Genomic DNA, 22,837 nt, shown 5'->3' with positions numbered 1-22,837 from the left:
ATGAACAACCGTGGTTTTACGCTCGTTGAGCTCATAATCACGATTATCCTTATTGGGGTATTGGCGGTGACTGCCATACCCCGCTTTCTCGGCTCCAACAACGAAGATGCCTATACTTTAAGAGATCGCACGCTGGCGATGATCCGCAGTATCCAGTTGCAGGCGATGCACAATCTTAATAGTAATAATTGCGTTAAAATTACCACCACGTTAGTTGCCCCCCCCGCTAATCAAAATTGCACAAATCCTATTTCTACAGCCTTTGACGACTACCTCGTTGTTGATAGCACCGGCACTGATATCACTTTTACCACCACCGATAACAACGGTGGCAGCTTTAATTCATTGTCTTTTAACCATTTAGGACAACCAGATATTAATTGCGCCAAGACCTGCCGCGTACAGGTGGGGAATCAAGCCGTGTGTATTAGCGGCGAAGGGGCCTTGTATGGCTGTTAAGCGCCCACGAGCAAATGGCTTTACGCTGGTCGAATTAATTCTTGGCATTGTTATTTTTGCCATTGCGATGGTCATTGTATTCACCTTGATTGCCCCGCAAGCAAGGCAAAGCGCAGAGCCGCTGGTGCAAGTAAAAGCAGCCAAGCTTGGGCAGTCATTGATGAATGAAATTCTGGGTAAATCCTATGATGAAAACAGCGATCGCAGCCCGCCCTTTCAGCGCTGCGATGAGAAGCCCGTCGGTTGTACGCTGGCAGCTAATCTTGGTGAAGATACAGGCGAGAGTGACAGTGGCAATGTCTGTGGTGGTCGTGTTAACTACGACGATGTCGATGATTATATTGATATGCCGCAACAACCAGTTTGTGACGCGCAGGGCTCGCCCCTTTTAGACTATGGCCAGTACAGAGCAAATGTTTCGGTTGTTTATGATCAGGATTATACTCAAAGTACGTCAGATACAGGAGATAGTGCCAAACGCGTTGATATAAGTGTTTTTGCTCCGAACGGAGAAGTGTACCGCTTTCAAATTTATCGAGGGAACTATTAATGAGAGGTGTTAGCGGGTTTACCCTAGTTGAACTGATAATAGTGATAGTCCTCCTTGCTATTGTCGCTATTGGCACTACCCAGTTTATTAGTCTTGGTGCGCAAATTTATACCGAAGGTCAACAACGTTCAGAGCTGGTTTCTCAGGCACGTTTTCTCATACTGCGGTTAGAGAAAGAGTTACGCAATGCACTACCCAATGCAACAAATTTTGATACATCCACTGGGTGCTTAAATTTCATACCAATCGTAAGTAGTGGTACTTACTTAGATGAAGCGACTGACAATCCATTGAGAATCGTGGATTTTCAAGATGCAGTTAAAGCGGGGAACTCAATATCAATTTTCCCCGTTGGTCCATCAAATTTACGTAAAGAGACTGTGAGTAGCGTGGTAGTAGAAAACACCGGAAAATTGACTAAAAAGGTTACCTTCAATACCGCTTTTGAAGTGGAATCTCCGGCAAAACGTTATTTCATTATAGACGAGCCAGTTAGTATTTGCGCTAAAAGCGAGGGTGGCAGAACGGTGTTAGAACGCCGGGTAGACAGTTCAGGCTCTTGGCTGGCAGTTGACATTAGGGATTGGGTGGCAAGCTATGACCCACAAACAGCCAACGTACATTTTGCACTTGAATTACGTTCTGCAAGGGGGGAATCTCTTCAAATTAGCCACGAGGTTCATATAGCCAATGCGCCATAGAACTTGCGTTAACATACACAGTCAAAGGGGCTCAATGCTTGTTATTGCTGTCGTGGTGTCGGTGTTGTTATTAACGCTGGGGTTAGCTATGAGTAATATATTGACAGCAGAAACAAAGAGGAACGCGGTGGAATACTATGGTGTTATGGCTTATGGTGCCGCGCAAAGTGGTGTCGAGCGTACGCTCGTGCGCTTATACACTCATGATCATAGCGTATCCGAGCTGGAATGTTCTGACTTAGAAGTTGGAACTTTAGCCACCCCAGGTGATGGTATGACTTTTGATAGTGGGCAGTTGAATAGCTGTGAAATAGATATCATAGATTGCAAAAAGGCTGACGATGTAGCAGAGCGAATGGCCAGTTCTGGCTTTGTGGATGTTTACCGTTTTACAAGTTATGCGCAATGTGGCGCTAGCAACCTTGATACTAGCCGTAGCATCGTAGTTGAAGTGAAAAGAGAAGATAAGCTATGAGGAAGTTTACTTGGCTATGGTTATGTTTACTTCTTGTGAGTAGCTTCTTTGCGAACGCAGTTCCTAAAGTGGAAGGGCGTTTTATTGAACTGCAAAATACCTACGATAACCCTATTTGGACAACCATCAACTTTTCACAAGCGTATGATGAACCTCCAGCGGTTTTTATGCTCTCGACGAATCAAGGGAGTAACCCAGCGATTGTAAAAATTCGCAATGTGACAAGAACTGGATTTGAAGCCTTACCTTTGGAGCCACCGGGTGAAGATGGTGAACATATTACTATGGGGGCACATTATTTAGCTATTGAATACGGTGTACATGAGTTTGAAGATGGCTTGTTTATGGAAGTAGGTAAAACTATTTTGGATCAATCCAGCTTGCAATATGGGAGCGGCTCTACTTTTACTTTACCCCAAAGCTACAAGCGAGTTAATTTTGACTATGAATTTAGTGAGCGTCCGGTTTTAGTACATTCCATCCAAACTTTAAATAGCAACGATACTAACCCGCCAAGAGATGCCTTAAGACCGTTTTTGACTGTGGCTATCGAATCGGGAAGCTTAGATACTCAGGGGGTTAATATGGCGCTGGAAGCGTCCGAAACTCAAGCGGGTAATATTGTCCCTGAGACGATTGCTTATTTGGCCGTTATCGAGGGGAGCAACCGATTATTTAATGATGATGATGACAAAGAAATTTATTGGGAGGCGCTATTCAGTGGTGAACGTATAGATGGTTGGGACGATGGCTGTGACGATACTTTTTTTAATAATAGCTATAGCTCTTCTCCCTTAGTTGCTGCTAGTAAGATTAGCCGCAATGGTGCCGATGGTGGCTGGCTACGTAGCTGTCGATTAAATAGCTCGCGGCTAGGGTTGACGGTCGATGAAGACCGATACAATGACTCTGAACGTAACCATACCGTTGAAGAAGCAGGTATTATTGCGATGACATCGAATTTTGTTTTTAGTGGTAACTCCCCCTCTTGCGAGATTGTTTTTCCGGGTGCGTTGGCTACTTTCAACAGTGCTCCAATTCGGTTGGTAGATGGTGTTATAGTCGATGATCCCAATGGGGGGGTTGTGCAAACAGAGATTTTGGAAGATACATCCACGGAACCAAACAAAGCACGCTGTGATGGTGTTCAATGTATCGCAAGCGGCGTGAATGCAATCACCACTGCACAAGCTGAAGGTATCCCGACAATTGATAATGATGGCTCAAGCTCACCAAATTTACCCAGTGAGTTGATCGGCGACTACTTTATAGATGCTAGCCTGGTACAAATGGTCAACACCACATACGAAGTACTAGGTAAAACGCGTATATTTATAAAAAGCTCTTCAGCAGTGGCGCCGTTATTGCAAATTAGTAATACGCAGTTAAATATTTCAGGCTCACCAAGTGATCTAACAATTTACGTTGACGGGAATATAAGCATAGCAAATTCCAATGTTACAGCTTATATGATGTCTACAGGCACGGCTATTGTTGGAGCTGCCTCGAAGGTTAGAGGTGCGCTTACAGCTGGGGGAGACATAGACACGGGGGCGCAGAGCGAATACCTTTACGTAAGACCAAATAACCTCGCCGGTATCTGCGGTAAAGAAGTTATTGAAACTGTGAACCATTACCGCTTTGAGCTCGCAGACAACAAGGGCTCTACTTGTGCAGCTAAGCCGGTAACCTTGAAGGCATGTGCAAATGTTAGCTGTAGCCAATTATATTCACAACCAACAAGCGTAGACTTATTGCCCGCAACCGGTGGCAACAATACTTGGTTACCGAGTGATAGTGTTACTTTTACTGGGCAGACAGATCTACAGTACGCACGTTCGGGAGGGGGCAATGTGAAGTTGGCGATTACGAACCCTATGCCTTCATCGCAGTTTAGGTGTTTTATTGGGGGGAGTGAAGTAGGAATCGAAAGTTGCAAAGTGAAGTTCGAAAAAGAAGGAATGGTATTTCGCAATCTTACTGATGGCGACGAAACTATTGTCACTCAGTTTGCAGGTAAACTCTCAGATGCTGGAGTTAACGCCAAAACCTATGCGGTAGAAGCGTGTGGTAACGGTAACCAGCTGGCCAACAAAACGCTAGACTCTCGTTTGAAGTTTAACTGTGGCGCGGGCCAAAGTTGCACAAATAGTTTGCTATTTAACCATCAAGGTGACAGTTACTATTTAAGTACTTTGAGCTTTTCGGACATACCTTTGAGGTTCGATGCTGACTCTAGAGCAGAGTTTACAATAGCTTATCCCGATGCTGGACAATTAAGCATAAGTGGTGAGCTGGATGTGCCTATTAACCCGAATTCGAATAAGACGACTACGTTGAGTGGGGCGAGTAATCAGTTTGTGGTGCGCCCCTTTGGGTTTGATGTCACTGCCAGTGGAGCTAATAGCCAAGCACTCGATGCCAATGGATCACTCTATCGACTTACGGGTGAAAGGTTTCCAGTTATTGTTCGCCCTGTGCAGTGGCAAAGTGGTGATGATACTAATAACGATGGTGTTCCTGATAACTACCAAAATTTGCGCGATAACTTAGTTGCAAAGCATTATGTTGGTATGGTTGGTGTCACAGCTGAAAATGTCATACCTGCAGGTGGGAAGGATGGTGTATTTGATATCGATGACGAATCCGCGTTCAAGTTCGAAGGTAATGATACCCAAGTAATTAGTAACATCAGCTATGACCAAGTAGGTGTGATTAATGTCATCGTAGAATCTGAAAACAGCTATCTGGGCTCGGGTAAAGTTCGTGGTCAAGCCAATAACGTTGGTCGCTTTGCGCCATCTGATTTCAGTATGAAAAATGCAAGTATTGAGCCGGCCTGCCCAAGTGGAGACTTTACTTATTTTAACCAACCTTTTAACACCGTTACTTATACGCTAGTTGCTGAGAACCATAAAAACGAAATTATGCGTAATTACCGTGCTGGATTCGATAAACTCTATACACCTAGTTTAATTGCAGTGCACGGGGGGGAAGAGCTAGAAAATCGTATTATCAACGTGGATTCTCTAAGTTGGCCACAAAATGCACTTCAAGCTGGGGAAATCAAAGTAACTGAAAGTGATGTGACTTTTATACGCCAAACTAATGCTTCTCAAATAGATGGCCCTTACGACAATACTAACATCAATTTGCTATTAAAAGCTGAGCAACTTGAAGGAGCGGTGTTGAATGGACAGCCTTGTGGAGGAGACTGCTCGCAAACAATAGCATCGCCAGTGAAGTTAAGATATGGCCGCCTAGCTCTACAAGATAATTACGGCCCTGCGAATGAGGAGTTACTCGTCCCCATGACGGCTCAGTTTTGGAACGGCCAGGGTTGGGCGATCAATAACCTAGATAATTGTAGTCAATATAAGTACCAAAGTTTGTCGTATCCTAGTGATTTAACAGTGACAGGGAATAATGGGCAATTGATCTCTGGGGGCTACAAAAGCGGAGAGGGTATAGAAGTGGATGCGAATGGAAATACTGGCTCGTATTCAGTGAGCTACCCTGCGCCTGATTGGCTGCTCTGGGATTGGAACGGTGATAATGCGGCCGATGAAAACCCCAGTGCGACACTCAAGTTTGGTACTTTCCGTGGTAATGACCGTATTATTTATTGGCGCGAGCAGCTCAACTAACTGACCTTTTTTAGGTAATGTGCTGGTTTTCATTCATTTTCTAGTAGAAATGGTTTTTTATACTACGCTTAACAAAACAAGATGATGCTTATTTGTTAGGAAGGAAACCATGCGACTAGCTCTGTCATCACTACTACTATGCGCCCTTGCAGTATTCAGTATGGCGACTAACGCTCAAGATACCTCAAAAGTAGCGGAAATCGCCGAGCAGCTTAGCGAAAACCAGCAGCAATTCGAGCGCGATCAACTGCAAATCAAAGCACACCAAGATGAGCTGACTTTATTGCACACTCAGTTACAGCGTATGCAAGCGCAGGTAAAGCAGGCTGAGCGTCAACAACAGCTTGCCAAACAGGCACTAGATGAGGGCTATCAGACTTTTCTGAAAGACCCAAACACGCCCTTGACCAGTTTACAAAAAGACTATCAACAGGCAACTCAAGCTCTGCATGATAAGCAAGCGCAAATTCACGCTCAACAAGCGGCAATCAGTGGTCAGCGTGAAAGTATTAGCACATTGAATACCGCTGTGGCACAAAACCGTAAAAGCAAACTGGCATTGCAGCAATCGCTTGACCAAGCTCGCGTTGAGCGTTTACGCACCGAATTTGCCCGTAAAGGAACCTTGGAAGTGGTGCATACTATTAACTGTCAGCGCGATGAAACCTTAGGGCAATGCGAGCGCCGAGGGCAGCAACAAGGGCTTAGTAAAGCGACCTCTCGCTTTTTAGATCAAGTGTACAACAATTTATCCGAGTACCGTTTAGTCAGTGCCAAGCGTGATTTGGCCAACGCTCGGGTTAAAGTGGTATCCAGTCATGTAGTTGACAGTGCCTTTAGTGGCCAAGGTAATTTTAATGTCAATTTGAGTGTGGCCATGGCTGGCGAAGTTGATAATTCGCAATTGTGCTCGTTGCTCGAAGTTGACCCGGGTTATTGCCAAAGTCGCACAATCACAGTGAACCGATTACAAAATCACACCATCAATAATGAGGTGAGTCAGGGGCAGTTAAGTGAACAAAGCGATAATACCGACTCGGCAATCGAGGTTGGTCGCATAGCCGCTTTAGGAGACTTCCAAGAACACGCTAAAAACGTTGAACAGGTAACGTTAACGGTACGCTCCAACGTTGTTGAGGACACCGTGTTTATCAATGGTGAACCATATGGGCAAACTAAATTGGATGTCACATTGCCACTGGGTGAGTATCAAGTAGAAGTGCGCAAACCAGGTTACAAAAGTTACCAAGTAAAGGTGGTGCTCGAAAAGCCCCAAGTGGTGTATGCCCAACTCAGCAAAAGCGCCGTAAAATTAGCCAGTAAATAAGCGTTATTATGGCCGTTTATTAAACAGTTTTGCCCTTGAAGCTGTTTTTTCGTGCTAGCGCAAGCTTTATGTTGCCGCGAGGGGGATGCATTGGTAAAGTGTCTCAAGCTTTCAGATAATAAGAATTTTTCAAAGGTCAACCAGTTCCATGTTTAAGAAACTCCGTGGTCTCTTCTCCAACGATCTTTCGATCGATTTGGGTACTGCCAATACCCTAATTTATGTAAAAGAAGAAGGTATCGTGCTTAACGAGCCTTCGGTTGTAGCTATTCGACAAGAACGTGCTGGTGGACCAAAGAGTGTGGCCTCGGTAGGTACTGAAGCAAAGCAAATGTTAGGCCGTACGCCAGGCAATATAAAAGCGATTCGGCCGATGAAGGACGGCGTAATTGCTGATTTCTATGTTACCGAAAAAATGCTGCAGCACTTCATCAAGCAAGTCCATAACAACAATTTCTTGCGCCCAAGTCCGCGCGTGTTGATTTGTGTTCCTTGTGGTGCAACTCAAGTTGAGAAGCGTGCTATTCGTGAGTCAGCAATGGGTGCGGGAGCTCGCGAAGTGTACCTTATTGAAGAGCCTATGGCGGCTGCTATTGGTGCCGGTTTACCCGTGTCTGAAGCAACGGGTTCAATGGTTGTTGATATTGGTGGCGGTACCACTGAAGTGGCCATCATTTCACTTAACGGAGTCGTATATTCTTCGTCTGTACGTATTGGTGGTGATAAGTTCGATGAAGCCATCATTAATTATGTACGCCGTAACTTCGGTAGCTTGATTGGTGAAGCCACGGCTGAGCAAATTAAACATGAAATCGGCTCGGCATTTAAAACCGATGATGCAAAAGAAATTGAGGTCCGTGGTCGTAACCTAGCTGAAGGGGTGCCGCGCTCGTTCACTCTGAACTCACATGAAATTTTAGAGGCGCTGCAAGAGCCGCTTATGGGTATTGTTAGCGCAGTCATGGTTGCTCTAGAGCAATCTCCTCCCGAGTTAGCCTCTGATATCTCTGCTCACGGCATGGTATTAACCGGTGGCGGAGCACTATTAAAAGATTTAGACCGCTTGTTAATGGAAGAAACGGGTATCCCCGTCGTGGTTGCTGATGACCCATTAACTTGTGTTGCTCGAGGCGGCGGTAAAGCCTTAGAAATGATAGACATGCACGGCGGTGATGTATTTAGCTACGACTAATGAAGCTATTATTTGGTCGTACTGTCTCAATGCAACTGCGGTTGACCATCGCAGTTGTGCTGAGTGTTATCTTGATTGTTGGCGATCGCTACACCAGCGGTGGCACCGCTGTTCGTACTTCGCTTAATACGCTAGTAAGCCCTTTACTTTACCTAGCAAATCTTCCTTATGAGCTTATCTCCACCAGTGCTAAAAACCTCACCTCTCGAGAGCAATTACTGCGAGAGAATCAAGCGCTGAAGACGAAGCAACTATTGCAAAGTGAACAGCTGCAGCAACTTGAGTTTTTAGCTCGTGAGAATGACAAGTTACGGGCGTTATTGGGCTCGGACCCAAGACAACAGAATAATAAGCTAGTTGCGCAAGTGCTGTCGGTGCACTCTAACCCCTATAGTCATCAAGTGGTTATCAATAAGGGCACCTCCGATGGTCTAAAAGAAGGCTTGGCGGTAATTGATGAGCTCGGCGTGGTGGGGCAAGTGGTGCAGGTGGGCGCGAATACCAGTCGTGTCTTGTTGATCACAGACACAACTCATGCCACCCCCGTGCGCGTATTACGCAACGATGTGCGAACTGTGGTTGAAGGCATCGGTAAAATTACCCGAGTTAAACTCTCGCATGTGCCCCACAGTTTAGACATTCGTATCGGCGATGTGTTGCTAAGTTCAGGTTTGGGGGAGCGCTTTCCTGAGGGTTACCCGGTGGCGGTAGTTACGGAAATTAATCGTGATGAAGGACGACCGTTCGCGCAGATTTATGCGGAGCCCGTAGCGCAACTTGATCGCATTCGTTTGTTAGTGGTCTTGAACAGTGCGGCGGCGACGCCTGAGGTAAATAATGATTAATCGTCAATTTTGGCTCATTATCGTTACCATCTTTTTTGCATTGGTGCTGGCGCTGATGCCATTGCCTATCTCTTTTGAACCCTTTCGCCCTGACTGGGTGTTACTGGTACTTATGTATTGGTCCCTTGCGGTCCCTCATCGTCTTAATATTGGCAGTGCATGGTTAACAGGGCTCGTAATAGACCTCGCAACGGGCTCACCTCTGGGGGTGCATTCGTTGACTTATGCCATTACTATTTACATTACCGCGAGTAATTACCAAAAGCTGCGTAATTTCTCTATTTGGCAACAAGGATTGCTTGTGGCGGTGTTTTTGGCTCTGCATCATTTATTGCAATTCTGGCTGCACCACTTTTTGCTTGAAGTCTATTTTGCACCGCAATTTTTATGGCCGGCAGCGACCGGTGCTATTTGTTGGCCATGGCTATTTTTATTATTACGTAAATATCGCCGCCATTTTCGGATCCGTTAGTTATGTCTGCTATATATCTTGCTTCGCAATCGCCGCGTCGGCGTGAGCTATTGCAGCAATTGGGCATTGAATTTGAGCAATTTGCTGTTGATGCCGATGAAACTCCACTCGCACATGAAACACCAAGAGAGTTGGTAGAACGTCTCGCACGCTTAAAGGCTGAATCAGCCGTGGCTATGGGCTATACCGACCGCCCTGTTTTGGGTGGCGATACGGTGGTGGTATACGACCACCAAGCCTTAGGTAAACCTAAAGACTATAATGATTTTGTTGCTACAATGAACAAACTCAGTGGCCGCACGCATCAAGTGATGACGGCAGTCGCTTTGGCTAACGAGACTAAAACCAGCTCCTTAGTCGTCACCACTGACGTACAGTTTAAAACCTTGACCGCGTCAGAAATTGAGGCTTATTGGCTCACCGGTGAGCCACTCGATAAAGCCGGCGGCTACGGAATTCAAGGACGCGCTGGTGCCTTTGTCGCCCACCTCAGCGGTAGCTATTTCGCCGTGATGGGGTTACCTTTGTATGAAACACAGAAACTAATAGCTGAATTTTAGCCATGAGCTCAGAATTACTTATTAATGTAACGCCCAGTGAAAGCCGTGTAGCACTGATTGAAAACGGCGTATTGCAAGAGGTGCAGGTTGAGCGCATAGGCAACCTAGGCATCGTCGGCAATATTTATTTAGGCAAAGTAAGCCGGGTATTACCGGGTATGCAGGCCGCTTTTGTTGATATTGGCCTAGAGAAGGCAGCGTTTCTACATGCCTCAGACATCGTCAATAGTGCGTCTTTTGAAGAAGGGGTGGACGACCAGCATATCAAAAAGGTGCAGGATATACGTGAATTGGTGCGTCAAGGTCAGCACATTATGGTGCAGGTGGTCAAAGATCCCATCGGCACTAAAGGAGCGCGCTTAACCACGGATATTACGATTCCATCACGTTATTTGGTGTTTATGCCAGATGCCACTCATGTAGGGGTTAGTCAGCGTATAGAAGGCGACGAAGAGCGTCAGCGCCTGAAGGATATTGTTGCCCAGTACAACGACGAAAACGGCGGCTTTATAGTTCGTACTGCAGCGGAAGGAGCCAGCGAGCATGAACTTAAACATGATGCAGAATTTCTTAAGAAACTGTGGTTGAAAATAGTCGACAGGCGGAAGAATACCCGTAAAGAAAACATCCTCCACGAGGATTTAAAGCTTGCTTTTCGTACTTTGCGTGACTACGTAGGCGAAGACATGGAACGCATTCGCGTGGACTCTAAGCTTACCTATCAAGAGCTGACAACCTTTACAGAAGAGTTCGTACCACACCTCGCGAAGGTATTAGAGTACTACCCGGGCGAGCGCCCTATTTTTGATTTATTCGATGTAGAGAACGAAATACAAAAAGCACTGCATCGTAAAGTAGAGCTTAAATCCGGCGGCTATTTGATCATCGATCAAACCGAAGCCATGACCACGGTGGATGTTAATACCGGCGCCTTTGTTGGTCACCGTAATCTAGAAGAGACAATTTTTAATACCAATATTGAAGCCACCAGTGCCATCGCCCGGCAACTAAGACTGCGTAATTTAGGCGGTATTATCATTATCGACTTTATCGATATGGTGTCTGAAGAACATAAACGCCGAGTATTGCACTCTTTGGAACAAGCGTTGTCCAAAGACAGAGCGAAAGCGAATATTAACAGCCTTTCTGCACTCGGGCTTGTGGAAATGACGCGCAAGCGTACCCGGGAGAGTTTAGAGCATATTCTCTGTGGGGTGTGTCCGTCTTGTGCAGGTCGTGGCTCGTTGAAAACGGTCGAGACCGTGTGTTACGAGATTCTGCGAGAAATTGTTCGAGTTAATCGAGCCTATGATGCAGATAAATTTATGGTGTATGCTTCTGCAGCGGTTAGCGAAGCGCTAATTAATGATGAATATCATAACCTTGCAGAGCTAGAGCTCTTTATTGGTAAACAGGTCATGATTCAAACAGAAAACCTATATAGCCAAGAGCAGTTCGATGTGGTGATGATGTAGTGAACGCCAAGTCGGTTTGCTTTTTTTGTTTGCGGAAAATTTGGCAAATCAGCGCAGTTACCCTAGTGTTGCTTGCTGTGCTGGTGTCGCTGGTCAAATACAGCTTACCTTATGCCAATGATTATCGTGCTGAGGTCGAGCAGTTCCTTGGTGAGCAGTTAAATGCCGATATCTCTATTGGCTCATTAAGTGCAAGCTGGCAGGGTAATGGCCCAGCGCTTGTTATAAACCAAGTAGGGTTTGCCGACAATGCTAAGGCCCCTATTAGCGTCAGCATTGAACAAACCCGGTTGCATATTAATTTATGGCAATCATTACTGGATAGGCAGCTGCACTCCAATTACTTTGTACTGCAAGGGTTTGACGCTGAAATCGACGCTCGCGCCCTACTTAGCAGTGAGTCAAAAACCAGCAGCTCGCAGCAGCAAGCCTTAATCGAAAGCCTGTTTTTGGGTGAGCAAGGGCATTTTGCTATCGAAGATAGCGAACTGAACATCATTAGCCTCGATAACCGCCATCACCGTATTTTTTTAGAAAACTTGGTGTGGCAAAACCGCGCTAAAGATCATTTTGCCGAAGGTCAGGTGAGCCTCCCGGGCATCGAGCAAAATACTCTTGAAGCTCGCCTAAAACTCTCCGGCGCGCGCTTAAATAATATTTATGGCGATTTATATTTGCAGGCACAGAGTTTGAACATCTCTGGTTGGTTGCAAGAGTTTGTTCGCCCGGAATTAAGCCAATTACAATCCAACCTCAATTTTGAATCTTGGCTGCACTTTGCTGAAGGTCGCTTAACTGATGTGCAATTGGCGATGCAACCGAGCCAACTCAATTGGCAATACCAGCAACAACCTCAATACCTCGAGTTGCAGCAGGGGATGGTGCGTATTCATCCTCAAGCAAAAGGCTGGCGAGTGCGTACATCTGGGCTGCAGTTTAGCGATGAACAATACCAGTGGGCACCGATTATTTTTGATGCACTCATCAGCGAACAGCAACAAGTGTGGGTGCAAGACTTAGATATTTCCATGTTCTCCACCTTTGCACGGTTAGGTAAGTCGCAGTTATTACAAGAGTTGCTGACGGTGCAACCGCAAGGGTTTATCAACGAGGGCTACTTTCACTGGCAAGGCGATAAGCAATGGCGAGTATGGTTTGAAGCCGAACACTTAGGGTGGTCGGGGTTTCATGGTATTCCTGGTGCGCAAGACCTCAGTGCCAGCGCGCATATTAACAACCGTAAAGGTTTACTTAGTATTGCTGGTAGCGACAACCACCTATTGACCGGCAAGACGTTTAGCGAGCCGCTCGCATATCAACAACTCGCCGCAGAAGTCGCATTCTTTAATGATGGCGAGCATTGGTCCATCGAAAGTGATGAAGTTACTTTAAGCAATGATGATTTAGATTTAGTTGCCGAATTTGCGCTGACTCTTGATTCGCAGCCAAATATGAACCTATATGCAGAAATCAGTGGCGGCAGTGCAGCCAATGCCGGGCGTTACTTTCCTGAACCTTATATGCATAAAAACCTGATTGACTACCTCAATGGGGCAATAAAAAGTGGCGATATGCATTTTGCCCAGGTGTTGTTACAGGGACCGCTCGATCAGTTTCCCTTTACCGAACAGCAGGGGCGGTTCGCGGTCAATGCCCAAATAGAAGATACCGAGTTCGCTTTTGCCCCTGACTGGCCGACGATAAAAAATGCCGCTGTTGACTTAGCGTTTAACAATCAGCGCATGGATATTTATAGCCGCAGTGGCGAGTTACTCAATTTAGCGCTGGGTGACAGCGTCCATGTGTATTTGCAGGACTTGCTCAATGCTGACACTTTAGCCATTGATATTACAGCTAATATTGAAGCGCCTAAGCTACAGCCTTTTTTTGCGCAAACACCATTAGCTGAGCCGCTTGCTACCGTCTTTGATGTGATACAGGCACAAGACCGCCTAGATGGCGAGCTGCAGCTGCTTATCGACCTCAAAGACAGTGGAGTACGTGCTTCAGGCGAGGTGTTATTCGCTGGCAATGCCGTTCACCTAGCGCAGCCCGGTATCGACTTAAGTGAACTGCGGGGCAGGTTGTCGTTTGTAAACGATCGTATTGAGATAAATGAAGCCCAGGCCTATTGGCAAGGGATGCCGCTCACTGTGAGCTTACTAGGTGAAAGCCAAGGCGAAAACTATCACGCTGACCTTAACATTGGTTTGCAAGCTGATGTGGCGCAGTTACAAAAGCGGCTGAATGGCTTGTTAGATGCGCAGTTGAGTGGTACCACTGCGCTCAACGCGCAGTTGGCTCTAAACTTTGATAACCAAGGGTTTAGTTACGAGGCGCATGTGCAAAGTGATATGCTCGGGGTAACCAGTACTCTGCCGGCGCCGTATAACAAAGCCGCAGACGATGCGTGGCCGCTTAATGCCTTAATTCAGGGGGATGACATTTCTAACCTGATCATGGTCGAGTTGGACGAGCAATTATACTTTAACGGCATTCTCAACAACGGCGAGCAGCAAATGAGTAATGCTCACCTTATTGTCGGCAAGCAAAATTTAGGGCTCAACAAGCAAGGGTTTGAGGTAAGCGTTAATCTCCCCGAAGCCGATATCCTTGCTTGGCAGCCTGTGCTTAATAACATTATTGATGTGGCTGCACGCAGCAGTGGAGAGCCTTCGGTAATGCCACCGTTAACCAAGGTGGTGGGGCAAGTACGCACAGCTTATGTTGATGTGGTGCCCTTTAATGAGCTGGAATTTACGTTAATTAATCAACCCGCAGCAATGGATTTAAAATTGCTCGCCAAAGAGCTGCGGGCCCGAGTAGACATTCCCACCGGTAGCCAAGCAGAGCGCCGCGATATTCGCGCCCATGCTGACTATCTACGCGTGAACATCCCCACTAATGATAGTGGCGGTGATGACGTTACACACAGCAACGAAACGGATTTAAAATGGTTAACGCAGCTACCGAGTGTAGCGTTTACCTGCAGTGATTGTCGCATTAACCATTATCAACTTGATCAGGTCGAGCTTCATTTTGCGGGTGCTGGCGAGCAACTGACTATTAGTGAGCTGGTGGTCGATAAACGCGAACATGTGCTGCGTGCCGATGGCTATTGGCGCGATGGGCAAACTCATGTCAAAGGCCAATTTAATAGTGATGATATTGGTTCGCTGTTTGATGAGTTTGATATCACTTCAACGGTGCAAGACTCTGAAGCAAATATGGATTTTGCGCTGCATTGGCAGGCAGCCCCTTACGATATTGATATCGCCAGCTTGGGCGGTGAAATTAGTTGGCAACTCGGTGAAGGGCACCTAAGTGAAATTAGCGATGGCGGAGCGCGTGTCTTCTCGTTACTGAGCCTGGACTCTCTGGTGCGCAAGCTCAAGCTGGATTTTCGCGATGTGTTTGCGAAAGGCTTTTTCTACAACAGTATGCAAGGCAGTATGCAGTTGGCTCAAGGGATTGCTTACACTAAAGACACGAAGATGGATGGCGTGCCTGCTGATCTTACTATTAAGGGTTATGCCGATTTAAATACGCAAACCATTAACTATGATTTAGCCGTGGCACCACAGGTTACTTCTAGCTTACCCGTGATTGTTGCTTGGATGGTCAACCCAGTAACAGGGTTAGCTGCACTGGCCTTGGATAAGGTCATCCACTCAGCGCGAGTTATTTCTGAGATTAAATTTAAGGTCAGTGGGGCAATGGATAACCCTGAGGTGGTTGAACTCGATCGTAGCAGTCGAGAAGTCACCTTGCCGCAAGCTGCGCAAAATCAACCACCGGCATCGCAACCTGAACAACCACTGGAGAAACCTTTACTATGATGTTGTATGCGTTACAGTTTTGCGCCCAGCAAGACAGTGAATATAACTTTCAGCGTGTGCAGCAATTTTTATCTCAGTTACAGCCACAGCGGCCTTGCTTAGTGTGTTTGCCGGAAAGCTGGCTATGCTTTGCAAAAAGCAGTGAGCAGGTATTGGCTGTGGCCGAAAAACACTTATATTGGCGCCAGCGTTTAGCTGCGCTGTGTAAGCGTTACGGTATATGGCTTGCGGCAGGTACTCTGCCGGTCGCCACCTCAGAAGGGCGTTACCTCGCGGCATCCTTGGTCTTTGATGACCAAGGCCAAGAGCGAGCGCAATACAATAAAATTCACCTGTTTGATGTGACCGTAGCGGATGGCACAGGCACTTATCACGAGTCCAAACATACCGAAGCCGGTGAGCAGGTGGTGGTACTCGACTCGCCCTTTGGGCGGCTAGGGTTAAGTGTGTGCTATGATATGCGCTTTAGCGAACTCTATCGTCAGCAAGTGCAACTGGGGGCTGATATACTGCTTGTTCCTAGTGCTTTTACAGTACCCACCGGTCGAGCGCATTGGCACACCTTGTTGCGTGCACGAGCGATAGAAAGTCAATGTTATGTGGTCGCTGCCGGGCTGTACGGTCGTAATAATAGTGACTGCGCTCACAACAATGGCCGTGAGACCTATGGCCATAGCCTAATTGTTTCGCCATGGGGTGAAGTGCAAGCTGAGCTGAGCCATGGCGAGGGCTGGATAGCCCAATCAGTAAACAGTGAAGAATTAAATCAACGCCGTGAGTCCATGCCCATGCATGCTCACCGCCAAGCGAGAAAAGTAAGTTTATGAGTCAAGTTGAGCACAACCTTTTAACGCAAAGCCGATTGGATCGCGATGATCTCGCCAACGCCTTGCAATACATCCATCAGCATAAGGTGGACTATGCGGACTTATACTTCCAATCGAGCTACAACGAGTCGTGGGTGTTAGAGGACGGTTTAGTCAAAGAAGGGAGCTATAACATCGAGCGCGGCGTCGGTGTGCGCGCGATCAGTGGCGAGAAAACCGGTTTTTCCTATTCTGATGCTATTAATCTCGAAGCGATTAATAATGCTGCGATGGCTGCACGCAGTATCGCTGATGCTGATCAACATGGTCAGGTTAAAATATTCAGTGAGCAAGATGTGAAACGTCAATTTGCGCCGCTGCAACCGATTCAGAGCATGAGCGATGACGATAAGGTGGCGCTTCTGCGTGAAGTTGAAGAGTATATCCGTCAATTGGCGCCTGAAGCTGAGCAGGTAGTAAGCTCGATGTCCGCCGTCTATGAAGAAGTGCTCGTGGCGGCGAGTGATGGTACCTTTGCAACCGATATTCGCCCGCTAGTGAGATTGAACTGCTCAGTGCTGTTGAAAAAGGGTGATCGTCGCGAGCGTGGGGGGGCCGGTGGCGGAGCCAGACTCGATTTTAACTATTTCAAAGAATTAGTCGACGGTAAGCCGCGTTGGATGCACTACGCTGAAGACGCTGTACGTATGGCTAAGGTCAACTTAGAAGCTATTGACGCTCCAGCGGGAACCATGCCTGTGGTGCTGGGTGCGGGTTGGCCTGGGGTGTTGCTGCATGAGGCCGTAGGTCATGGCCTTGAGGGCGACTTTAATCGCAAAGGCGCTTCTGCGTTTAGTGGCAAAATTGGTCAGCAGGTGGCGTCAGAGCTGTGTACTGTGGTTGATGATGGCACCATGGCGAACCGTCGTGGGTCATTAAATATCGATGATGAAGGCACTCCGGGTGGTTACAACGTACTTATTGAGCAGGGTGTCCTAAAGGGCTATATGCAAGATAAGCACAACGCTAAATTGATGGGAGTAGCGCCTACTGGAAACGGCCGTCGCGAATCTTATGCACACTTGCCTATGCCACGTATGACTAATACCTATATGCTCGGTGGCGAGCATAGCCAAGAAGAGATCATCGGCTCAGTAGACAAAGGTATTTACGCGCCAAACTTTGGCGGTGGCCAAGTGGATATCACCTCTGGCAAATTTGTGTTCTCAGCCTCGGAAGCCTACTTAATTGAAAATGGCAAAATCACCACACCTATCAAAGGCGCCACGCTGATTGGTAATGGCCCAGAGGTAATGAAGCAAATATCTATGGTTGGCAATGATCTCGCGCTAGATAAAGGCGTGGGTATTTGTGGTAAGGATGGACAGAGTGTCCCGGTAGGAGTGGGGCAGCCCTCTTTGAAAATCGACCAACTCACCGTCGGTGGTACCGCTTAAACATCCCCAAAAGAAAAACAGCGCAAGAGCGCTGTTTTTTTCTAACTTAAAGCTGGTAACCTAGACTCTGCTAGAGCATTAACTCCTTGAGGATTTGAAATAGCTCTTTGTGAGACTTTCCGGGTTTCTCTTGCTTTACCTCTTTGCTTGCTTGGCGAATAATTTGTCGCATGCGCTGGCGGTCAAGCTGCGGATATTGCTCAAGCAGAGGATTTAAGCGGCTATCACCTTCAGCGATTAGCTCATCTCGAATTTGCTCTATTTGGTTTATCACCACATCTTTTTGATTGTTCTTATTGGTGATAATGGCCATAGCTTGATGAATGTCTTCGACATTATCGGTGCCGCGCAAGGTTTTGGCGATGTAATTGAGATGGCGACGATAGGCGTCTTTTTTCTCTTTCAGGCGGTCGGCTAAGTTCATCGCCTCCACAAGCTCGTTACTCAATGGTAGTTTTTCACGCGCTTTTTTTGAGAGGTTGGCGATTTCTACACCCAGCTCATGAAACTCCATGGCATCGCGTTTTAGCTCGCTTTTGGAAACGTAAATAATCTCTTCTTCAGGTTGTTTGCTCTTAGCCATAACATGCTCGATTAATGCTCTTTGCAGCCATTATATCACTAAAATGCGCAGATGCTTTGTGGTACGCTTAGATCAATATTCACCAACTGTGAAAGCCATTATGCAAGAAAATGAATCGGCAGCGATTTATAGCCAAATCGATGAAGTCAAAGAGGCCGTAAGCGAGGTGCTTGCTCAAGCTAAGAAGCTCGGTGCAACGGCTGCGGAAGCCGCTATGTCACGTACTTCTGGACTCTCTGTAGGCACTCGTCTCGGTGAGGTAGAAACCATCGAGTTTAACCAAGATGGTGGTTTGGGTGTGAGCATTTATGTAGGTAATAAAAAAGGCTCAGCATCAACCACAGACTTAAGCCCCAGTGCGCTGCGTTCGGTGGTGGAAAAAGCCATTGAAATCGCCAAGTACACTTCAGAAGACCCATGTAATGGCCTTGCTGATGCTGAGTTATTAGAGCAAAGCCCGCCGGATTTAGACTTGTACCACCCGTGGCAGGTGACCCCAGAGCAGGGCATTGAAATTTGCCAAGAGGCAGAGCAGGCGGCGTTAAACCTTGATGAACGCATCGTCAACTCTGATGGTGCCAGCTTTAGTAGCCACCAAGGGCTGCGTGTGTACGGTAACAGTCACGGTATGTTGGCAGGCTACCCGCGCACTCGCCATAGCATCAGCACTATGGTTATTGGCCAACAAGGTGAGCAAATGCAGCGCGATGCCGCCTATACCGTATCGCGTGAGCAAGCAGGCTTAAAAGCGGCGAAAGACGTCGGCCTGGAAGCGGCGCAAGAAACGCTTGCACGGCTTAATAGCCAAAAACTAGGAACCATGAAGGTGCCGGTGATCTTTCGTGCCGATGTGGCTAATTCTCTGTTTGGGCATTTAGTGTCGGCCATTGGCGGCGGTGCGCTTTATCGTAAGTCGAGCTTCTTGCTCGATAGTCTTAATACCCAAGTTTTCAGTGATATTGTTAATATTAGTGAGCGTCCGCATCTAGCCAAAGGTTTTGCTTCTTCACCCTTTGATGCGGAGGGCGTTAAAACGCAAGATCGTGAGATTATTCACGGTGGCGAACTGCAGACCTATTTATTAGCCAGTTATGCGGCGCGTAAAATGGGTATGACCGCCACAGGCCATGCCGGCGGTATTCATAACTGGTTGGTACAGCAAACCCATAATGACTTGCACGCTTTGCTTAAACAAATGGGTAAAGGGCTGCTAGTGACCGAGTTGATGGGTCAAGGCGTCAATACTGTCACCGGCGATTACTCGCGCGGGGCGGCCGGGTTTTGGGTTGAAAATGGTGAGATCCAATATCCTGTCAGTGAGATTACCATTGCTGGCAACCTTAGCTCGATGTTTAAAGGCGTTGCTGGCATTGGCGGTGATGTCGACCCTCGCGGCGGGGTGTTAACCGGTTCGGTGTTAATTGAACAAATGCAAGTTGCGGGGCAGTAGCTCAAGTAACACGATAAAGCCTAGAGCCCCTCTCTAGGCTTTTTTAAATAAATGCTAAAAAAGTGCTTTACCTCAACTTAAGTTGAGGAAATACCTTAGTCCCTGAAATAATAAATCATCTTCGGGAGAACGTTATGTATTTAGAGCATGTAAACCTAGTCGTGATTGACATCAACCAAGCCCTCAACTTTTATCGTGCCGCTTTTCCACATTGGCGGGTGCGCAGTCAAGGCGAGGGGTTATGGTCGGGGAAGCCGCGTACTTGGGTGCATTTTGGCGATGATTACCACTACCTTGCTTTTAGTGACAATGGCATTGGTGACAACCGTGATCTCAGCGGCCATCAAGTTGGTTTAGCACACTTTGCTTATGTCACAGAAGATCTTGATGGCGTCATTCAACGACTCCAAGACGCGGGCTTCGAAGTTGATAAAGTGGGCCCTGAAAATCCTTATCGTCGCAACGTGTACTTTAAAGACCCAGCTGGTTTTGAAGTGGAGTTTGTTGAATACGGATCGGATATTCCAGCACAGAGAAATAACGACCTATAGGCTTAAATGCTGCTAAAAGTTGCAAAATAAACACTAAATGAACGTAAATGTCTTGGTTGTTTGCTTTTCGGAAATTTTTTCACTGAGGTGTGTAACTTAGGTAAGGTTGTACCTAAATGCTTGCTGAATACGTTGTTTATACTCTTGATTTTATTGCCAAAATAAAGTTGGCAAGGGATTCGCAACACTTAAAGCGTCACAAGCAATAGTAAGGAGACGACATTATGAAAACGTTCACTAAGACAATCGTAGCTGCAGCTGTACTTGGTTCTACTGCCTTCACTGCCCAAGCAAATGATTGGCAGAACGAGAGTAAAGATGCATGGATTGATGGTAAAGCTGAAACTGTGCTGCTACTGAATGGTAACCTGAACAACTTTGACATCAATACTGATGTGAAAAATGGCAAGGTTATGCTCACAGGTAAAGTAGACAGCGAGGTCGATAAAGAGTTGGCCGAAGAGCTGGTAATTAGCCTAGATGGTGTAAACGATGTAGAAAACCAGCTAACGGTTATGAACAACGAAGAAGGTATGAGCCACAATGATGATGCAGGAGATACTGGCAGCGACTTAACCGACGCTAAAATCTCGACGGTAATCACTACCCGTCTACTGTTTGACTCAGAAGTTGCAGGCACTGACATTGATGTTGATACCGACCAAGGTGTCGTTACGCTTAAAGGCAACGTAGATAGCGAAGCCGAGCGTGACCTTGCGATTAAAATCGCTGAAAACACAGAAGATGTTCGTGAAGTAAACGATGAACTGCGTGTAATGGCTGAATAATTAGTTGTAAGTTCTCGGTAGAAGGCCCAGCGTTGCTGGGCTTTCCTTTATCTACAAGCAGGTGTAACTAGCGGAGCAATCATGGACATTATTAGAATCATTTTCTCAATTCTTATTCCCCCACTAGGTGTATTTTTGCAGGTGGGCTTAGGAATGCACTTTTGGCTTAATATTTTACTAACCCTATTGGGCTACTTCCCTGGCCTTATTCACGCTATCTACATTATTGGGCGGCGTTAAATAAGGAACCAAGTCGCGGTTCCAAGGAATGCGAAGATACCTACGATGTCGGTAACTGTGGTCAGCACTACATTACCGGCAAGCGCCGGGTCGATATTCATTCTCTTCAGAATTAGGGGAATAACCGCACCAGCAATACCCGCAGCGAGGAGATTCATAAACATCGCAAAGGCGATCACTAAACCGATTGTTAAATCCCATTTCCAAAGCGCGATGGCGCTACCGATAAGCAAAGCCCACAGCACCCCATTCAAGGCCCCGATGGCCAGCTCTTTGGTCAGTATAAATTTCTGGTTGGTGGCGTTAATATGGCCAAGTGCGAGGCCTCGAATAACCAAGGTCAGCGTTTGTGAGCCGGCCACGCCCCCCATTGACGGCACAATACCATTGAGCACGGCTAAAAATGGCAAGATACCCAAGGTGGTTTCGAAAAAGCTCGCCACAAATGCGGCCAGCATCGCGGTCAATAAATTTACTCCAAGCCAAACGGAGCGCCGCTGAGTACTTTTAAATACCGGTGCAAAGGTATCTTCTTCATCATCTAGACCGGCTAAGCTCAGTAAACTGTGTTCAGCGTCTTCACGGATAACATCGACGATATCATCAATGGTAATACGCCCAAGTAAGTGCGCCTGATCGTCGACCACAGGGGCCGAAATCCAGTTGTGGCGCTCGAACAGCTGCGCCACTTCAGACTCATCCATGGTGATTGGAATAGATTCACACTCTTCATCCATGATGTCGCGCACGATGGCATCTGGCATGGTGGTTAGCAAAGAGCTCAATGGCATTGAGCCTAAAAAGCAGTTATTTTTATCGACTACGTAGAGCTCATCGGTGCCTTCAGGTAGCTCGCCTTTGAGACGTAAGTAGCGCAGCACCACATCAACAGAGACATCGGGACGGATAGTCACTGTATCGGTATTCATCAGCGCCCCAGCTGAGCGCTCCTGGTAAGACAGAGCCGTAGTTGCACGGTCTCTATCTTGAATATCCATCGCCTCAATAACGTCTTTATAAACGGGCTCTGGTAAGCTTCGTAATACTTCCCCTAAATCATCATCGTCCATGTCCTCTGTCGCTGCGGCGATATGCTCAGGCTCCATGCGTGAGATAATGCTCAGGCGTACATCTTCAGAGAGCTCTTCAAGTACATCACCTTGGACATCAGGGTCGACGAGCGCCCATAGTTTAGAACGTGTCTTATGGGGCGATGATTCTAATAATAATGCGGTATCACAGGGCGCAGTTTTGGCGAGAAGCCTGCGTACATGAACAAACTGGCCGCTATTAAGAGCTTCGGTGACTTCTTGAAGTTGTTGCAGCGGGTAATCTTGTTCATAGGCTTCTGGCATAGGCATCCCTTAAATACAAAAAATGGGGTGGGAAATAGCGTGCAAGCAAGCGCTTACAAGCCGTT

At 46.9% G+C, this 22,837-nt stretch carries 20 protein-coding genes; 18 read left to right on the top strand and 2 right to left on the bottom strand.

The window, feature by feature from the left end:
• The 14 genes from FIU82_RS13560 to tldD all read left to right on the top strand — a co-directional run bounded on the left by FIU82_RS13560 (window position 1) and on the right by tldD (window position 17,805).
• Window positions 1-459 (top strand): type II secretion system protein, encoded by a 459-nt coding sequence (locus FIU82_RS13560; RefSeq protein WP_138508087.1) that lies wholly within the window; start codon window positions 1-3, stop codon window positions 457-459.
• Window positions 449-1,009 (top strand): prepilin-type N-terminal cleavage/methylation domain-containing protein, encoded by a 561-nt coding sequence (locus FIU82_RS13555; RefSeq protein ID WP_152441282.1) that lies wholly within the window; start codon window positions 449-451, stop codon window positions 1,007-1,009. Before FIU82_RS13560 ends, FIU82_RS13555 begins: the two co-directional genes overlap by 11 nt.
• Window positions 1,009-1,710: a type II secretion system protein J gene (locus FIU82_RS13550; RefSeq protein WP_152441281.1), complete on the top strand. Its 702-nt coding sequence runs from the start codon at window positions 1,009-1,011 to the stop codon at window positions 1,708-1,710. The genes FIU82_RS13555 and FIU82_RS13550 overlap by 1 nt, the downstream gene beginning before the upstream one ends.
• 34 nt (window positions 1,711-1,744) lie before the next feature.
• Entirely contained in the window at window positions 1,745-2,185 is a 441-nt protein-coding gene (locus tag FIU82_RS13545; protein WP_138508084.1) for a hypothetical protein, read from the top strand.
• Window positions 2,182-5,832, top strand: a complete 3,651-nt coding sequence (locus FIU82_RS13540) for an H-type lectin domain-containing protein (RefSeq protein ID WP_152441280.1) — start codon at window positions 2,182-2,184, stop codon at window positions 5,830-5,832. Before FIU82_RS13545 ends, FIU82_RS13540 begins: the two co-directional genes overlap by 4 nt.
• A 109-nt stretch (window positions 5,833-5,941) precedes the next feature.
• A complete protein-coding gene (locus tag FIU82_RS13535; RefSeq protein ID WP_152441279.1) occupies window positions 5,942-7,159 on the top strand; it encodes a PEGA domain-containing protein in 1,218 nt (405 codons plus the stop codon).
• A 148-nt stretch (window positions 7,160-7,307) separates the two neighbouring features.
• Window positions 7,308-8,351, top strand: coding sequence for a rod shape-determining protein (locus tag FIU82_RS13530; RefSeq protein ID WP_022945533.1), 1,044 nt, complete (start codon window positions 7,308-7,310; stop codon window positions 8,349-8,351).
• Window positions 8,351-9,196 (top strand): rod shape-determining protein MreC, encoded by an 846-nt coding sequence (gene mreC, locus FIU82_RS13525; protein ID WP_152441278.1) that lies wholly within the window; start codon window positions 8,351-8,353, stop codon window positions 9,194-9,196. Before FIU82_RS13530 ends, mreC begins: the two co-directional genes overlap by 1 nt.
• Window positions 9,189-9,668: a rod shape-determining protein MreD gene (gene mreD, locus FIU82_RS13520; RefSeq protein ID WP_022945535.1), complete on the top strand. Its 480-nt coding sequence runs from the start codon at window positions 9,189-9,191 to the stop codon at window positions 9,666-9,668. Before mreC ends, mreD begins: the two co-directional genes overlap by 8 nt.
• A gap of 2 nt (window positions 9,669-9,670) precedes the next feature.
• Window positions 9,671-10,228, top strand: coding sequence for a nucleoside triphosphate pyrophosphatase (locus FIU82_RS13515; protein ID WP_152441277.1), 558 nt, complete (start codon window positions 9,671-9,673; stop codon window positions 10,226-10,228).
• A 2-nt stretch (window positions 10,229-10,230) separates the two neighbouring features.
• Entirely contained in the window at window positions 10,231-11,703 is a 1,473-nt protein-coding gene (gene rng / locus FIU82_RS13510; RefSeq protein WP_152441276.1) for a ribonuclease G, read from the top strand.
• 29 nt (window positions 11,704-11,732) lie between these two features.
• Window positions 11,733-15,542, top strand: a complete 3,810-nt coding sequence (locus tag FIU82_RS13505; protein WP_253946325.1) for a YhdP family protein — start codon at window positions 11,733-11,735, stop codon at window positions 15,540-15,542.
• Complete coding sequence (locus FIU82_RS13500) at window positions 15,539-16,369, top strand: carbon-nitrogen hydrolase family protein (RefSeq protein ID WP_253946324.1); 831 nt, start codon at window positions 15,539-15,541, stop codon at window positions 16,367-16,369. The genes FIU82_RS13505 and FIU82_RS13500 overlap by 4 nt, the downstream gene beginning before the upstream one ends.
• A complete protein-coding gene (gene tldD / locus FIU82_RS13495; RefSeq protein ID WP_022945540.1) occupies window positions 16,366-17,805 on the top strand; it encodes a metalloprotease TldD in 1,440 nt (479 codons plus the stop codon). Before FIU82_RS13500 ends, tldD begins: the two co-directional genes overlap by 4 nt.
• A gap of 70 nt (window positions 17,806-17,875) precedes the next feature.
• Here tldD and yjgA read toward each other — a convergent pair whose 3' ends face one another.
• The gene (gene yjgA, locus FIU82_RS13490) at window positions 17,876-18,388 is read right to left on the bottom strand and encodes a ribosome biogenesis factor YjgA (RefSeq protein WP_045979155.1); all 513 of its coding nucleotides are present in this window, start codon (window positions 18,386-18,388) and stop codon (window positions 17,876-17,878) included.
• Between the two features lie 100 nt (window positions 18,389-18,488).
• Here yjgA and pmbA point away from each other — a divergent pair, with 100 nt between their 5' ends.
• The 4 genes from pmbA (at window position 18,489) to FIU82_RS13470 (ending at window position 21,417) form a co-directional block, all read left to right on the top strand.
• Entirely contained in the window at window positions 18,489-19,838 is a 1,350-nt protein-coding gene (pmbA, locus tag FIU82_RS13485) for a metalloprotease PmbA (RefSeq protein WP_152441274.1), read from the top strand.
• A gap of 134 nt (window positions 19,839-19,972) precedes the next feature.
• Complete coding sequence (locus tag FIU82_RS13480) at window positions 19,973-20,389, top strand: VOC family protein (RefSeq protein ID WP_152441273.1); 417 nt, start codon at window positions 19,973-19,975, stop codon at window positions 20,387-20,389.
• 224 nt (window positions 20,390-20,613) lie between these two features.
• Window positions 20,614-21,177 (top strand): BON domain-containing protein, encoded by a 564-nt coding sequence (locus FIU82_RS13475; protein WP_022945544.1) that lies wholly within the window; start codon window positions 20,614-20,616, stop codon window positions 21,175-21,177.
• Between the two features lie 81 nt (window positions 21,178-21,258).
• Window positions 21,259-21,417 (top strand): YqaE/Pmp3 family membrane protein, encoded by a 159-nt coding sequence (locus FIU82_RS13470; RefSeq protein WP_022945545.1) that lies wholly within the window; start codon window positions 21,259-21,261, stop codon window positions 21,415-21,417.
• Here FIU82_RS13470 and mgtE read toward each other — a convergent pair.
• A complete protein-coding gene (mgtE, locus tag FIU82_RS13465) occupies window positions 21,414-22,772 on the bottom strand; it encodes a magnesium transporter (RefSeq protein ID WP_022945546.1) in 1,359 nt (452 codons plus the stop codon). The genes FIU82_RS13470 and mgtE overlap by 4 nt on opposite strands.
• Window positions 22,773-22,837: the final 65 nt, after the last annotated feature.

This window comes from Pseudoalteromonas sp. THAF3, assembly GCF_009363775.1.
GTDB lineage: Bacteria > Pseudomonadota > Gammaproteobacteria > Enterobacterales > Alteromonadaceae > Pseudoalteromonas > Pseudoalteromonas ruthenica.
This window is presented reverse-complemented; position numbering and strand designations above follow the sequence as displayed.

Coding starts and splice junctions, on each gene's coding strand:
- mgtE (WP_022945546.1), bottom strand. CDS start 22,772: ATGCCAGAAGCCTATGAACAAGATTACCCGCTGCAACAACTTCAAGAA.
- FIU82_RS13475 (WP_022945544.1), top strand. CDS start 20,614: ATGAAAACGTTCACTAAGACAATCGTAGCTGCAGCTGTACTTGGTTCT.
- FIU82_RS13470 (WP_022945545.1), top strand. CDS start 21,259: ATGGACATTATTAGAATCATTTTCTCAATTCTTATTCCCCCACTAGGT.
- FIU82_RS13500 (WP_253946324.1), top strand. CDS start 15,539: ATGATGTTGTATGCGTTACAGTTTTGCGCCCAGCAAGACAGTGAATAT.
- yjgA (WP_045979155.1), bottom strand. CDS start 18,388: ATGGCTAAGAGCAAACAACCTGAAGAAGAGATTATTTACGTTTCCAAA.
- mreC (WP_152441278.1), top strand. CDS start 8,351: ATGAAGCTATTATTTGGTCGTACTGTCTCAATGCAACTGCGGTTGACC.
- FIU82_RS13480 (WP_152441273.1), top strand. CDS start 19,973: ATGTATTTAGAGCATGTAAACCTAGTCGTGATTGACATCAACCAAGCC.
- FIU82_RS13545 (WP_138508084.1), top strand. CDS start 1,745: ATGCTTGTTATTGCTGTCGTGGTGTCGGTGTTGTTATTAACGCTGGGG.
- tldD (WP_022945540.1), top strand. CDS start 16,366: ATGAGTCAAGTTGAGCACAACCTTTTAACGCAAAGCCGATTGGATCGC.
- pmbA (WP_152441274.1), top strand. CDS start 18,489: ATGCAAGAAAATGAATCGGCAGCGATTTATAGCCAAATCGATGAAGTC.
- FIU82_RS13535 (WP_152441279.1), top strand. CDS start 5,942: ATGCGACTAGCTCTGTCATCACTACTACTATGCGCCCTTGCAGTATTC.
- FIU82_RS13515 (WP_152441277.1), top strand. CDS start 9,671: ATGTCTGCTATATATCTTGCTTCGCAATCGCCGCGTCGGCGTGAGCTA.
- rng (WP_152441276.1), top strand. CDS start 10,231: ATGAGCTCAGAATTACTTATTAATGTAACGCCCAGTGAAAGCCGTGTA.
- FIU82_RS13550 (WP_152441281.1), top strand. CDS start 1,009: ATGAGAGGTGTTAGCGGGTTTACCCTAGTTGAACTGATAATAGTGATA.
- FIU82_RS13555 (WP_152441282.1), top strand. CDS start 449: ATGGCTGTTAAGCGCCCACGAGCAAATGGCTTTACGCTGGTCGAATTA.
- FIU82_RS13530 (WP_022945533.1), top strand. CDS start 7,308: ATGTTTAAGAAACTCCGTGGTCTCTTCTCCAACGATCTTTCGATCGAT.
- FIU82_RS13560 (WP_138508087.1), top strand. CDS start 1: ATGAACAACCGTGGTTTTACGCTCGTTGAGCTCATAATCACGATTATC.
- FIU82_RS13540 (WP_152441280.1), top strand. CDS start 2,182: ATGAGGAAGTTTACTTGGCTATGGTTATGTTTACTTCTTGTGAGTAGC.
- mreD (WP_022945535.1), top strand. CDS start 9,189: ATGATTAATCGTCAATTTTGGCTCATTATCGTTACCATCTTTTTTGCA.